This window comes from Wolbachia endosymbiont (group A) of Therophilus tumidulus (assembly GCF_964277345.1).
Classification (GTDB): domain Bacteria; phylum Pseudomonadota; class Alphaproteobacteria; order Rickettsiales; family Anaplasmataceae; genus Wolbachia; species Wolbachia pipientis.
Genome location: NZ_OZ195515.1, coordinates 1,294,996 through 1,308,290, shown reverse-complemented (window position 1 = coordinate 1,308,290; position 13,295 = coordinate 1,294,996). Strand labels below are relative to the sequence as shown.

Below are 13,295 nucleotides of genomic sequence, written 5' to 3'. Positions count from 1 at the left end.
AAGTTAATACTTAAGCTTGTACTCTTGCAGTATTTGAAGAGAGATTCTCAAGGACGTTTTTTGTCTGTGGTTCACTAATCATAGTTTGAACGATATTAGCTGCCATAATAACACAGCCTAGAATAAAAAAAGGCGTAGAAACAAAATAAATAACAGAAGACTCAAAAAGCGACATAGATGCAATACCTCCTATTAGAAATGAAGCACTGGATGCTATATCAAGATAGATCTTTGTTAACTTTTTTTGTCCTGGAGTGTTTTTTATGCCAGATTTCTTATTAAGATTCTGTTGTCGGGAATGATCATTTAGTGACCATATATTTAAAGCAAACGAAAGTGCACTGAATATAGTGCCGGCAATACTAAAATACAGACTTAAGACAGGAATATTCAAGACCAATGCCGCTATGTATCCAATGAAAGAGATAGTAGATAGTGTAGTAACTAAGCGTTTCGAGTAAGTTCGTACCTTCTTTCTGTAGGCTAACTTATCTTTTTCACCATACATAGCATAAATATTACCTAATATGTTATATTATAACATTAATTAATTCAATAAGCAATATGGAAGCTAAGAGTGCCCGAGAGAAGACTTGAACTTCCACAACTTAAAAAGTTACTAGCACCTGAAGCTAGCGCGTCTACCAATTCCGCCACCCGGGCTTTTTATAGTTTACTATGTTAAAGTTAAATAATATACTTAAACAATTTTTAGTTCAAAGGTAATGCCAAATCTAGATCAAATATTTTTTGCTCAAAACAATGTTAATATTAATAACGTATATAAAATAGTCAATAACGCTTTGAGCAATAGCGATGGTGGTGAGCTGTTTCTAGAATTTTGCCAGTCGGAGTCCCTGGTTTTTGAGGATAACATATTAAAACACATGGACTTGAATACTAGAAGGGGATTTGGTTTAAGGTCTTTTTGTGAAGATAGTACATCTTTCGTTTGTTCTTCTGAGATCAGCGAAAAAGAAATTAGTAATGCTGCTTCTATGGTAAAAAGCTCAGTGTCTTTAAACAAGACAAATTCAATAAATTTAAACGAAGAGACAAAAAGCCTATATTCGAGGATTAACCCTATAAATGAAATGGATCTGAATTCAAAGATTAAGCTACTCAATGAGGTTAATGAGTATGTAAGGTCCAAAAATAACTGCGTGAAGCAAGTAAAAATAACTCTAAGTGGAGAATGGCAAGTTGTACAAATAATAAAGGGTGATCACAGATTAAGCGATATCAGGCCTCTGGTACGTTTTAATGTGCTAGTCATTGTAGAAAAAGATGGCCGTACCGAAAGAGGTTCTGCAGGGCATGGTGGAAGGGACTCTTATAGTAAGTTTATTTCTGAGAAAAAGTGGAAAGAAGTTGCAAACCAAGCGTTAGAACAAGCACTGGTAAATCTTGAAGCAATTCCAACTCCAGCCGGAGAAATGACAGTCGTTTTAGGTCCAGGCTGGCCAGGAATATTGTTACACGAAGCCGTGGGTCATGGACTTGAGGGCGACTTCAATCGCAAAAAAGTCTCAGCATTTTCAAATTCTGTGGGTAAACAAGTAGCAGCTAGTGACATCACAGTAGTTGATGACGGAACTCTGCCCAATTTGCGCGGCTCTATCAGCGTAGACGATGAAGGCACTCCACCCAGTTATAATATATTGATAGAGGATGGGATCCTAAAAGGATACATGCAGGATCATATGAACGCTAAACTCATGGGTGTAAGCCCAACTGGTAATGGTAGAAGAGAAAGTTATAAAGAAGTTATTATGCCGCGCATGACAAACACCTATATGTTGCCCGGAAAGTATACACCGAAGGAAATAATATCTAGCGTAAAGAAAGGTCTATATGCAGTAAATTTCGGTGGTGGGCAGGTTGATATAACGTCAGGAAAATTTGTTTTTTCATCTTCGGAAGCTTACCTAATAGAAAATGGCAAAATTACACAGCCAGTAAAAGGAGCAACACTAATTGGTGACGGTCCAACAGTGTTGAAAAAAGTATCTATGGTTGGTAATGACTTAAAGTTAGATCCTGGTGTTGGCACATGCTCGAAAGATGGACAAAATGTGCCCGTTGGAGTTGGTCAGCCGACACTCAAAGTCGACGCAATAACTGTTGGTGGAACTGAGATATAGATAAGGGCTAAAACGGATTCCAGCGCACGGCGCACAGCTGTACAAACATTATGATTTGGAAGCAATTGCCACCAATAGGGTGTCATCCCAGTGTCTGGGCACTGCCTTTGTGTTTGAGGCAAAACTGGCTATAACATTTAACACACTGCTTTCGCAAATAAATGTTCGTACAGTTATGTGTCAGCTACTTGGATGACACTTTTGTACTTGATGCAAGATTATATCTTGAAAAAATTAAGTTTTAATGCTATAAAATAATTGTAAATTTTGTCTCCGTGGTAGCTTTATGAATGTTGAAAGTAAAAAAATACACGATGCTAAAATAAAATTACCAATATTTCTTGATTATCAATCTACTACTAAAGTAGATCCCCGTGTTTTAGAGGTGATGATACCTTACTTTGGTGAGTTCAGCAATGCACACTCTCGCAGCCATTCATTTGGTTGGACTGCTGAAGAAGCAGTGGAAAAAGCAAGGAAACACATCGCTGATCTGGTGAACGCAGATAGCAAAGAAATTATCTTTACCTCAGGTGCAACTGAGTCAAATAATACGGCAATCAAGGGCGTTGCTCACTTTTATAAAAATAAAGGAAATCATATAATCACTGTCTGCACGGAGCATAAGTGTGTTCTGGATTCTTGTCGGCATCTGGAAAATGAAGGCTTTAAAGTTACATATTTGCCTGTTAAGCAAAACGGAATTATAGATTTATCAAAGCTTGAGGAAGCAATTACTGATAAAACAATTTTGATTTCAGTAATGATGGTAAATAATGAAATCGGAGTAATTCAGCCTGTAAAGGAGATTGGTAAAATATGCAGAAAGCATAATATATTTTTCCATACAGATGCAGCTCAAAGCTTTGGAAAAGTTCCAATTGATGTTAATGAGATGTGCATTGATCTTATGAGTCTCTCTAGCCACAAAATTTATGGACCTATGGGAATAGGCGCATTATATGTACGTAGAAAGAATCCTCGTGTTAGGCTGATACCACTAATTAGTGGTGGTGGACAGGAAAGAGGCATGCGTTCTGGAACAGTTCCAACACCTCTTGCAGTTGGTTTTGGTGAAGCGGCACGTATTGCTAGAGAAGAAATGAAAAAAGAAACAACTAGAGTGGAAGAATTAAGGGATATTTTGTATAACAAGATAAAAGAAGCGTTTCCTGATATCGTTTTAAATGGTGATTATGAAAATAGAATTCCTGGCAACCTAAACTTGAGCTTTCCCTATGTTGAGGGTGAGTCTCTCATCATGGCAATCAAGGATTTAGCAGTAAGTTCTGGTTCTGCGTGCACGTCTGCGTCTCTTGAGCCTTCCTATGTAGTACGGTCGCTAAATAATGGCCATGACCTTGAGCATTCATCAATTAGATTTGGCCTAGGCCGATTTACAACTAGAGAAGAAGTTTTGTATGCAGCAGATCTTGTTGCTAAAAATGTTGGCCGACTGAGAGAAATGAGCCCACTTTGGGAGATGGTACAAGAAGGAGTAGATTTGAACACCGTGAAATGGGACTCTCATTAAATGTATCCGTTCCAACTGCAAATGCACTTTGAAATTACTCTGTACCGTTCACACTTAATTCTTCAATCTCACTAATAGAAAGGCCAGTAAATTTGACAATAGTGTTGACATCAACATTGTTAGCCAGCATTGCTTTTGCGACTTCGATTTTTCCTTCGATTTTTCCTTCAATTTTCCCTTCCTCTTTACCGATTTTGATGCCTCTTTCTTCGCCAATTTGGATGCCTTTTTCAGTAGCAAGGTCAAGTCTGTATTCAAGAATGGCTTCTTCTTTCCGTAGATCCATTATTCTTTCTTCATAAGCTACTAAATCTTTTTCATTCCAGCTAAACCTGTCTAATTCATCGTAGGCTAACTTTATTATTGGTGCTTTTTCTGCTATTTTCCTTAAGTCTTCTTCCGTAGTTTCATCTGCATATTTGAAGAAAAATAACCAACGATCCACTATGCTTTCTAGCTGTTCTTCCTTATTCTTAGGAAATTTAGGTAGTTCAATAAATACAAATTGAAAATCTTTTAAGTCATGCTCATTGGTTTTCTCATCTCTTATAGTGTGGCTGGATATATAATCAAGCTTATCAGGAAATAAATTACAATTAGAGATAGCAATAAAGAAAACCTTCTTTAAATCAATGTACTTACCAGATTTATCAGCTTGCCTTGAGTAAGCCTTAGCAGCATATAGTTGAGCTCGTTTTTCGAAGCCTTTATCGCGAGTGAGCTGCATTTCAATCACATACCTAGCCCCACTAGAGTCCCTGCAAAGAACATCAACTATACTTTGCTTATCAGAGGCAATTTCAGGATCCATTATAGTACTGAGGAATTCCACTTCTTGTATAGTATTTATCTCGGTAAACCCTAAAATATCATTCAAAAAATGTATGAGAATATTCTTATTTTTTTCAGTGCCAAATATTTTTTTGAAGGTTAAATCCAGCTTAGGGTCGAGAAACTTAGATAAAGCCATAGCCAAAGTGCTTAAAAATATTAATAATTATACACTATTATTAACAATTATTCAACCATATTTTTGAAGATAGCTATGCCGCCGCGAACCGTCATACCGCCGCGGTATCTCTAGATCCCGCTAACAAGCAGCGGGATGACGAATTACTTAACCGTCATACCACCGCGAACCGTCATACCGCGATTCATTCGCGGTATCTCGGCATAGATTCCGCTAACTAGTAGCGGAATGACGATTGTGTATCGTGTTTTGCTAAAAATCACAGAATGCAGTCTGGTTACATTACTCTAGCTATACGCAACAACTTTACTTTCAACAATTTTGTGAGCAATAATACGACTTTCATAATCAATATTTATTATATCAGATAGTGAATTAATATCAGTATAACTACCAAAACTTTCCATTGTTGATTCCACTACCTCTACTATTTTTAAAAAGCCGATTCGTGACTTCAAAAATTCATTAACAGCTATTTCATTTGCAGCATTGAGCACAATACTGTTTGTTTGTGGAGCAGAAGAGTTTAACACTGCCATGCTAAGCTTTAGCGCAGGAAAACGCTTATGGTCTGGTTCTTGAAAGGTCAATTTTCCTTGCTTTGTTAAATCTAATTTACGATTTAAAGCTGATCTTTCCGGCCAAGATAGAGCATATGAAATAGGAATTGCCATGTCAGTTTCTGCAAGCACAGCAAAGTTGAACCCATCCTTATAAGTTACAATTCCATGTACTATTGACTCAGGATGCACTACTGCTTCAATTTTATCCGGGCTGATATTAAACAAGTTATGTGCTTCTATTATCTCTAGTGCCTTATTCATCATTGTTGCGCTATCAACCGAGATTTTCTTTCCCATATTCCAAGTGGGGTGACTAAGCGCCTTATCTACCATAACATTTCTTAATTGCTCAAGGCTATAATTTAAGAATGGTCCACCAGAAGCAGTAAGTATGATCTTTTCTACGCATTTGTCGTCATTTTGCAAAATTTGAAAAATTGCATTGTGCTCAGAGTCAATAGGGATTATTTGTACATTTTTTTCTTTAGCTTTTTTGAGTAATAACTTTCCACCGCAAACAATGCTTTCTTTGTTTGCCAATGCAATGACTTTGGTACCGCTTTCTATAACTTCCATAACTGGCCCAAGGCCTGCAATGCCAACTATTGCAACAACTGAGAGATCAACAGGTATAGCAGCAACATTTGTAGCACCAATTGCTATTTTTACATCTGTACCAAGTAAACTTTCTTTCAAATCTTTGTAAAGCCTTTCATCGGAGATAGCAACATATTTTGCATTTAGCAGTTTTGCTTGGTGTGCCAGTAGAGCAAAGTTCGAATGGGCACTTAGTGCTTCCACTTGGTATTCTTCTTTTCTCTTTGAGAGCAAATCTACAGTCTTTTTTCCAACACTTCCTGTTGATCCTAAAACTGAAACCTTTTTCACTAAGACAAACTCATAACAACAGCAACTTTTCTTATTAGGCCTTCTTCCAACTATTCAATAGTTTTTAAGTGTTTAACCAAGTTCATGTCCGTGGTCATCGCCAACAGATGGTGAAGGACCAGGTGAAAAAGATTGACCATGGTGATCACCTGCATCATGCATGTCTTGCAAACCATCAGCATTATGAGCCATTTCATTATTGGCATGAGGGTAATCATCTGAGTGAGGTCCCTCATCACCATGAGCCATATCCATTCCTTCTGATGGCATATCTTCCCCACCTCCACCTGAAAAATATTCTGCAAGGCCTTCAAGAAATTTTATGCCAAACATATTACCTGACTTTCCAAACAATGTTACTAGACTACTGCCACTCACCAAACCTTCAAACACGTTACTATAAGCAGCAATTGCTCCTTCATGAAAGTTGAACAACCATTTCATTCCATCGACAACTGTTGAAACAGAGTCACTATGACCAAGACCAAAACCACTTTTCTCACCAGCAGCCTCTTGGTGTTGCTGCTGCGCTTGCCATTCTGCAATGTTTGGACCTTGAGCTTCACTCATAAATTTTTACTCTCAACCTTAAGCTATTATTTTATCACAAATATTGCAAAATATCAATAGAGCTTTTGAATATAGCTAATACAAACAATTTCTGTCATCCTATATATAGCTAAACTGACTTACGACAATTTGAAAAACGACAAATTCGTCATTCCGCTACTAGTTAGCGGAATCTATGCCGAGATACCGCGAATGAATCGCGGTATGACGTGTTAGCTATAGGATCCAGTTTGAAAAAAATCTGAATTCCAATGTTCACTACCTTTTACAAAGTTAAAACTTAAAAATATGACTGTTAGCAATAGTGTATATATCTTTAGCTATATATAATGAATGAATTTTTTTATATATTCGTTATTAGTATTTTGTATTTCCTGAACAGTTCCATGGGAAATGATCTCCCCTTCATATAATACTGCTATTTTATCAGCTATTTTAAATGCGCTATGAATATCATGTGTAATCGTGATAATTGTAGGGTTAAGATCTCTAGATAATTTTATTATTATCTCGTTTACTATATCTGACATAATTGGGTCCAATCCTGAAGTTGGTTCATCCAAAATAATGATTTCTGGATTGTGTGCAATCGCCCTTGCAAGTGCCACTCTTTTTTTCATTCCACCTGATAGCTCTATTGGAAACATATCTGCTATGCTTTCCTCCAGTCCAACATCATTTAACTTCTCGATTGCTAGCTGTTTTGCCTCTTTTTTGCTGATATTAAAGCGCTTTTTATAATTAAAAGATATATTTTCCCACACTGTAACGTAGTCAAATAAAGCGGAATTTTGAAATAAAACCCCAAATTTATTTTTGCTTTTACTATTTATTTTAACAGACCCTGAGTCTGGAGCAAGCAAGCCGATAATTGTTTTTGTTAATACAGATTTGCCGCTTCCTGAGCCACCAAGTATGACTAATGATTCCCCTTTTAATATATCAAAATTTAGATCTTTTAGTACTGTCCTATCATCAAAAGATAAGCTTAAGTTCAATATTGATATTATGGGGTTACGCATGTATCAAAGTAATCATGTAGTTTGCTAAAATGATCAGTATGGACGATAAAACAACAGTTGATGTTGTAGCAACACCTACTCCTCGTGCACCTTCTTTGCAATGGTAACCGTAATAGCAGCTTGAGACAGAAATTATGGCGCCAAATACAGTTGCTTTTATTAGCCCAGTTATAAAATCATACGTATTAAAGAACTGAGCTGTGTGTTTAATGTATATATTTAAATTGTGGTTAAATTCGAAGACTGCAGTGATACATCCTCCAAATATTCCTATTAAATCTGCACATACTGTAAGTATGGGAAATACTATGATTGACGCTAAAATCCTTGGTGCAATTAAATATTTAAAAGGGTTGATGTTCAAGGTTGTAAGTGCATCTATTTGCTCGGTGATGCGCATTGTACCAATTTCTGCTGCAACTGATGATCCAACCTTTCCTACCATTATTAAGCTGATCAAAACTGGTCCTAACTCTTTAATGATAGTGATCGTAACAAGTTTGGGTATTATCTGTTCTTGGTTAATTAATGGGTCACTCAAGCTACTTTGTAAAACTATTGCCGCTCCTATAAAAACTCCAGTGAGCCCAACAATTGGCAGAGAGAAAAAGCCTATCTCTGTAATTTGTCTTGCTATGTTGCTAAAATAATATGGTGGCACAAGGCAGTGGTATAGAGATTGAATAAAAAATATGAATGCACTACCAAGCCTTAACAAAAAATTGATAAAGTACCTACCAATTATTCTAACACTATTTATATCAAAAAAGCTCACTTTGTATTCATTTTAGCTAGAGGTTAGTCTTACTGATTTTATTAAAATTTTTATTAACTTTATCGCAAAGTATAGCTGAGATATGTTTTAAGTTCAACATACTTGATGTTTTAATTTAAAGCTCATATAGCTAACCCAAGAAAGGTTTCCCTACGTCATACCGCCACGGTATCCACAACTGTACGAACGTTGTAGTTTGGGAGCAATTCCCACCAGTGGGCCAGTGCCCAGACACTGGGATCCAGCTTCTATGCAACTTAATTAAAAACGTTTGTTTTAGCGTAAGACAACTACCTTTAGCTCATCAGCTCAGTTATAAGCAAAATTTCTGGATTCCAGACTGGAATGACATCATCTGTTGTGCAATTTACCTTCAAAAATGAATGTTCGTACAGCTATGCGCGGTATAGATTCCGCTAACGAGTAGCGGAATGACGGTTTTTCAAATTGTAGAGCCACTTTAGCTATAGAACTCAATTACATAAGCAAACCTTACTTATTTTACTATCCCTGTTTACTTCTTGTAAAAAACATGTTACTAATGTATTGTATTTTGTAGTAGAATGGAGGAAATTTTGGCAGTTCCAAAAAGAAAAAAGTCAAAGTCAAGGCGTAATATGCATCGTTCTCATCATGCTATTGAGCCTAAGAATGTTGTGGTATGTTCAACAACTGGGGAATTCATGTTGCCTCATAACGTAGCAGTTGATGGCAGTTACAAAGGAAAACGGGTTTTCATCAAGCAACAGGCAGAGTGACTATTATGATATGTTACCTACGGTCAATAATAATATAGTTATTGCACTTGACGCTATGGGGGGCGATTTTGCGCCTCTTTCCGTAATTCAGGGTGCTGGTTTTTTTTTAGACAACCTTGTTGACCCAGGCATTAAAGTTTTTTTTCATATTTATGGAGATAAGGAAGAAGTATCTCCTTTGCTTTCAAAATACAAAAAAGTAAGTAACAATTCTGAGTTTACTCATTGTTCTGACAATGTCCTTGCAAATGATAAGCCATCTTTTGCACTGAGACATCGTAAAGACTCAAGTATGAAAGCTGCAATTGTTGCAGTGAAAGAAGGTAAAGCTTTCGGAGTGGTATCTTCAGGCAACACCGGAGCATTGATGGCAATTTCCAGATTTATTTTAGGAACATTACCAAATATTTATCGTCCTGCTATTGCCTCTATCTGTCCAACTAAGACAAAAAGCTTTGCTTTGCTTGACCTTGGTGCAAATGTTGATTGTAATGCCGACTCATTATTTCAATTTGCGTTAATGGGTAGTATATTTGCAAAAATAGCATTAAAAATTGACAATCCTGAAGTTGCTTTGCTAAATATCGGCACAGAAGAAGTTAAAGGTAATGACTCAGTGCGCGGCGCTTTTGAGTTGCTTAAAAACGCTCCAGGCATTAATTTCAAAGGGTATATAGAGGCAAGTGAATTTTTAGAGGGTAATATAGATGTGATTGTTGCTGATGGTTTTGTTGGCAATGTAATGCTCAAAACGGCTGAGGCAACCGCTAGTACCTTTATCAATCTAATAAAGCAGGAAGTATTCAACTCGTGGATAGCGAAAATGCTTGTTGGTATATTGTTAAAATCCAAACTAAATAAAGCATTAACGCGTTTTAATCCCCAAATTAGAAGTGGAGCTATGTTTTTAGGGCTGAATGGTATCATCATTAAAAGTCATGGAAATTCTGATGCTATTTCTTTTGCCCATGCCATAAAATTTGCAGTAAATGCAATTAGTGAAAATTTAAATCAAAAGATAATTAACGGGGTAAGTCATATTGAATAAAAGTTTCATATTAAGCACTGGATCTTACCTACCAAGAAAAATGTTGAGTAACAACGAAATTGCATCGATAGTTGAGACGAGCGATGAATGGATAAGGCAGAGAACAGGAATAGTTCAAAGGCATATAGCAGATGAAGGAGAGTTAACATCAGACTTAGCTGTAAATGCAGCAAGAAATGCTATAGAAAAAGCTAAAATTTCAGTAGATGAAATTGATTTAATCATAGTTGCCACAACAACGCCTGATAAAACTTTTCCTAGCTGTGCAACGATTGTACAAAGTAAGTTAAAATGTAAAAACGCATTTGCTTTTGATGTACAAGCAGCATGCTCTGGTTTTATATATGCAGTTACAGTTGCTGATTCGCTCATAAAATCTAACAATAGAATTAAATATGCGCTCGTTATTGGTGCTGAAATAATGTCTAGGATTGTTGACTGGGAAGATAGGTCAACTTGTGTACTCTTTGGTGATGGTGCTGGTGCAGTGATAATAAAATCAGAAATGGGTAGCAGCGGCATCATATCAACAAACTTATACTCTGACGGCAATGTGGACATACTATGTACGAACGGAGGGATATCCTCAACTGGTGATTCTGGAAAAATATACATGAATGGAAGAGAAGTGTTTAAACATGCAGTGGATAAGTTAACAGCCTTAATAGAGGAAACTCTGAAATGCAATAATTTGAAAATTACTGATATTGACTGGCTAATTCCCCATCAAGCAAACATTCGTATTATTGAAGCAGTAGTAAAGAAGTTAGATTTCCCTATAGAGAAAGTGATTAATACCGTTGATCAACATGCAAATACTTCAGCGGCATCAATCCCACTAGCACTTGATTATGCAATACAAAAATCAAAAATAAAATTAGGAAACCTGGCACTGCTGATTTCAATAGGTGCAGGCCTAACCTGGGGTTCTGTGTTGCTGCGTTATTAGACTTCCTGCATTACCTCCTGTCACCCAAGTACCCTCTCTTGTCATTCCAGTACCTCTTTCTCCTGTCATCCCAGTGCCCCCTTTTGTCATCCCAGTAGCCCCTTCGGTGTCATTCCAGTCTGGAATCCAGTTCTTATTGTACATTCACCTGGTGTAAAGTTAAGTTTCCTGGATCCCAGTGTCAGCTACTCGGATGACAAAAAAAGGAGCACTGGAATGACAGCAGTCCTACGTCATACCGCGATTCATTCGCGGTATCTCTAGATCCCGCTAACAAGCAGCGGGATGACGGTTGTCGTTTAGCCACAAATATTTAAGAAATTTACCAAATGAAAAAAAAGGCAAAAGAAGCCCTGGGGTTATTATCCGCTTTAAAATATTGGCGTTTTTTATGTTTTAAACGCTTGACAAGCGAGATTAAGCTGCTTTTAATTGCAACTAACTTACGCTGCAAACGTTTAAGAAATTTACTAAGCAGAAAAAAAGACAAAGAATCCCCGAGTTAGCTAGTCTTTTACTATCTCTGTCGAGTATTGGCATTTTTTGATGTCTTGTAACGCTTTGTAAGCGCGTTCAGCTTATTTAGATAAAAATCTAGATGTAGATGAAGTTTTGTAAAGACATACAGTATCTATATACTGCAAAAAATTGAACATAAGACGCCGATACATTAAGTAATCCTTACCTTTTAATCTGCAGATTGGCGAAAGCAAATACAATAGCTTCAGTTTCATGATAAGGGAGCTGGCGAGGTTTGTCAAGGAAGTTTTTCTTTCCCGTGAATTCCCTTTGAAGTTGAATATTGAAAATTGACTGGAGAGTTGTGGATTACTTTGTATATGTCATAACAAGCCATGGCGCTCTCAGCAAAACCATTTAGTATTAATTTTAGTTTGCCTGAATAAATAGCTATATCTCCGATTGCATATATCCTATCTCTACTGGTTTTAAGTGTAGCTGGGTCGACAACTATGCGGCTATGTTCTAACTGTATACCCCAATTGTTTATTGGACCAAGATTCATTGACAATCCAAAAAATGGCAGCAAAAAATCAGCGGATATTTCTTTTTCTTCCTTAGAGGCAATGTTTTTTACTATCACTGCGCTCAACTGCCCATTACTTCCTGCTAGTTCGTGTAATTGATATGGCACTACCAGTTCTATTTTTCCATCAATTTCAAGTGATTCTAATTTATTTCTAGTTTCAGGAGTGCAGCGAAATTCCTTTCTCCTATGTATCACATAAATTTTCTTTGCAACTTTAGAAAGTTCTACAGTCCAATCAGCCGCAGAATCACCCCCCCCTGCAATGACTATAGTTTTATCCTGAAAATCAGAAATTTTATTTACACTGTAAAATACAGATTTATTTTCATATTCTAATATACCACTTAAGGGTGGACGGTTAGGTTCAAACATTCCATTACCTGCAGCAACAATAACAGCCTTACATTTTACCTCTGTACCTATGCTCGTTATGATAGTAAAGTTTTCACCTTCGTTATTTGAAATCTTTTCTACTTTTTGACTTAAATGGTAAATAGGCTTAAATGGCGAAGCTTGCTCCATTAGCTGCTCAATTAATTTTTGGGCAGTAATTACAGGATAACCAGGTATATCGTATATTGGCTTTTCTGGGTAAAGAGCTGTGCATTGTCCTCCTGCTTGATCCAAAACATCTATTATATGACATCTCATATCAAGCATTCCCGCTTGAAAAGCAGTGAATATTCCAACAGGTCCTGCACCTATTATTACTATATCGGTTTTCATATTCAGATGGTGATCTATTTATAGATATTAGCTTTCTTTGCTAACAAGGTCAATTTACAAAGGGATGTATTTTTAAAAGATGTGGCTAGATTAGACAAGATTTCCAGCGTTACGAACCACATAGTCCAAATAAGCTCTAAAAATCAGCTAACATAGTGGGATGCTAAAAGTAGCGTGCGGACGGAATGGGATTCGAACCCATGGTACGCTCATCACGTACGTCAGTTTTCAAGACTGGTGCCTTAAACCGCTCGGCCATCCGTCCATTTCTTTTCTATCACAACATTTGATTTTAAGCAA

Annotated in this window: 14 protein-coding genes and 2 tRNA genes; 6 read left to right on the top strand and 10 right to left on the bottom strand. The window is 36.8% G+C overall.

What is annotated here, in order from left to right:
• Positions 1-10: 10 nt before the first annotated feature.
• The gene (locus ACICQD_RS06950; protein WP_010962975.1) at positions 11-508 is read right to left on the bottom strand and encodes a hypothetical protein; all 498 of its coding nucleotides are present in this window, start codon (positions 506-508) and stop codon (positions 11-13) included.
• A 70-nt stretch (positions 509-578) separates the two neighbouring features.
• Positions 579-663: transfer RNA gene (locus ACICQD_RS06945), tRNA-Leu, on the bottom strand.
• 62 nt (positions 664-725) lie between these two features.
• Here ACICQD_RS06945 and tldD point away from each other — a divergent pair.
• The 3 genes from tldD (at position 726) to ACICQD_RS06930 (ending at position 3,678) form a co-directional block, all read left to right on the top strand.
• Entirely contained in the window at positions 726-2,144 is a 1,419-nt protein-coding gene (gene tldD / locus ACICQD_RS06940) for a metalloprotease TldD (RefSeq protein WP_010962974.1), read from the top strand.
• 55 nt (positions 2,145-2,199) lie between these two features.
• Positions 2,200-2,340: a hypothetical protein gene (locus ACICQD_RS06935; RefSeq protein WP_153296798.1), complete on the top strand. Its 141-nt coding sequence runs from the start codon at positions 2,200-2,202 to the stop codon at positions 2,338-2,340.
• A 90-nt stretch (positions 2,341-2,430) separates the two neighbouring features.
• Positions 2,431-3,678, top strand: a complete 1,248-nt coding sequence (locus tag ACICQD_RS06930) for an IscS subfamily cysteine desulfurase (RefSeq protein ID WP_010081919.1) — start codon at positions 2,431-2,433, stop codon at positions 3,676-3,678.
• A gap of 34 nt (positions 3,679-3,712) precedes the next feature.
• Here the strand turns inward: ACICQD_RS06930 and ACICQD_RS06925 are convergent, their stop codons facing one another.
• The 5 genes from ACICQD_RS06925 to ACICQD_RS06905 form a co-directional block, all read right to left on the bottom strand.
• The gene (locus ACICQD_RS06925) at positions 3,713-4,648 is read right to left on the bottom strand and encodes an Rpn family recombination-promoting nuclease/putative transposase (protein WP_213863185.1); all 936 of its coding nucleotides are present in this window, start codon (positions 4,646-4,648) and stop codon (positions 3,713-3,715) included.
• Between the two features lie 287 nt (positions 4,649-4,935).
• Positions 4,936-6,099, bottom strand: a complete 1,164-nt coding sequence (dxr, locus tag ACICQD_RS06920; protein WP_395461783.1) for a 1-deoxy-D-xylulose-5-phosphate reductoisomerase — start codon at positions 6,097-6,099, stop codon at positions 4,936-4,938.
• Between the two features lie 72 nt (positions 6,100-6,171).
• On the bottom strand, positions 6,172-6,669 hold the full coding sequence (locus ACICQD_RS06915) for a hypothetical protein (RefSeq protein WP_182367341.1): 498 nt from the start codon (positions 6,667-6,669) through the stop codon (positions 6,172-6,174).
• Between the two features lie 320 nt (positions 6,670-6,989).
• Entirely contained in the window at positions 6,990-7,691 is a 702-nt protein-coding gene (locus ACICQD_RS06910) for an ABC transporter ATP-binding protein (protein WP_006279859.1), read from the bottom strand.
• The gene (locus ACICQD_RS06905) at positions 7,684-8,466 is read right to left on the bottom strand and encodes an MlaE family ABC transporter permease (RefSeq protein WP_395461782.1); all 783 of its coding nucleotides are present in this window, start codon (positions 8,464-8,466) and stop codon (positions 7,684-7,686) included. The genes ACICQD_RS06910 and ACICQD_RS06905 overlap by 8 nt, the downstream gene beginning before the upstream one ends.
• A gap of 575 nt (positions 8,467-9,041) precedes the next feature.
• On the opposite strand from ACICQD_RS06905, the gene rpmF reads away from it, so the two are divergent.
• The 3 genes from rpmF to ACICQD_RS06890 are packed head-to-tail and all read left to right on the top strand — an operon-like array spanning position 9,042 to position 11,221.
• On the top strand, positions 9,042-9,224 hold the full coding sequence (rpmF, locus tag ACICQD_RS06900; protein WP_010962967.1) for a 50S ribosomal protein L32: 183 nt from the start codon (positions 9,042-9,044) through the stop codon (positions 9,222-9,224).
• Positions 9,225-9,234: 10 nt separating this feature from the next.
• Positions 9,235-10,272 carry a phosphate acyltransferase PlsX gene (gene plsX / locus ACICQD_RS06895; protein ID WP_395461834.1) on the top strand — a complete coding sequence of 346 codons (1,038 nt, stop codon included), beginning with the start codon at positions 9,235-9,237 and terminating at the stop codon, positions 10,270-10,272.
• Positions 10,265-11,221, top strand: a complete 957-nt coding sequence (locus tag ACICQD_RS06890; RefSeq protein ID WP_353282031.1) for a beta-ketoacyl-ACP synthase III — start codon at positions 10,265-10,267, stop codon at positions 11,219-11,221. Before plsX ends, ACICQD_RS06890 begins: the two co-directional genes overlap by 8 nt.
• Here ACICQD_RS06890 and ACICQD_RS06885 read toward each other — a convergent pair.
• From ACICQD_RS06885 to ACICQD_RS06875, 3 genes are all read right to left on the bottom strand, one after another.
• Positions 11,189-11,365 carry a hypothetical protein gene (locus tag ACICQD_RS06885; RefSeq protein ID WP_341821894.1) on the bottom strand — a complete coding sequence of 59 codons (177 nt, stop codon included), beginning with the start codon at positions 11,363-11,365 and terminating at the stop codon, positions 11,189-11,191. The two genes, ACICQD_RS06890 and ACICQD_RS06885, sit on opposite strands and share 33 nt — an antisense overlap.
• Positions 11,366-11,978: 613 nt before the next feature.
• Positions 11,979-12,995 (bottom strand): NAD(P)/FAD-dependent oxidoreductase, encoded by a 1,017-nt coding sequence (locus ACICQD_RS06880; protein WP_395461781.1) that lies wholly within the window; start codon positions 12,993-12,995, stop codon positions 11,979-11,981.
• Between the two features lie 177 nt (positions 12,996-13,172).
• Positions 13,173-13,260 (bottom strand) — tRNA-Ser (locus ACICQD_RS06875).
• Positions 13,261-13,295: the final 35 nt, after the last annotated feature.

Coding starts and splice junctions, on each gene's coding strand:
- ACICQD_RS06950 (WP_010962975.1), bottom strand. CDS start 508: ATGTATGGTGAAAAAGATAAGTTAGCCTACAGAAAGAAGGTACGAACT.
- tldD (WP_010962974.1), top strand. CDS start 726: ATGCCAAATCTAGATCAAATATTTTTTGCTCAAAACAATGTTAATATT.
- ACICQD_RS06930 (WP_010081919.1), top strand. CDS start 2,431: ATGAATGTTGAAAGTAAAAAAATACACGATGCTAAAATAAAATTACCA.
- ACICQD_RS06925 (WP_213863185.1), bottom strand. CDS start 4,648: ATGGCTTTATCTAAGTTTCTCGACCCTAAGCTGGATTTAACCTTCAAA.
- ACICQD_RS06915 (WP_182367341.1), bottom strand. CDS start 6,669: ATGAGTGAAGCTCAAGGTCCAAACATTGCAGAATGGCAAGCGCAGCAG.
- ACICQD_RS06910 (WP_006279859.1), bottom strand. CDS start 7,691: ATGCGTAACCCCATAATATCAATATTGAACTTAAGCTTATCTTTTGAT.
- plsX (WP_395461834.1), top strand. CDS start 9,235: ATGTTACCTACGGTCAATAATAATATAGTTATTGCACTTGACGCTATG.
- ACICQD_RS06885 (WP_341821894.1), bottom strand. CDS start 11,365: ATGTACAATAAGAACTGGATTCCAGACTGGAATGACACCGAAGGGGCT.
- ACICQD_RS06880 (WP_395461781.1), bottom strand. CDS start 12,995: ATGAAAACCGATATAGTAATAATAGGTGCAGGACCTGTTGGAATATTC.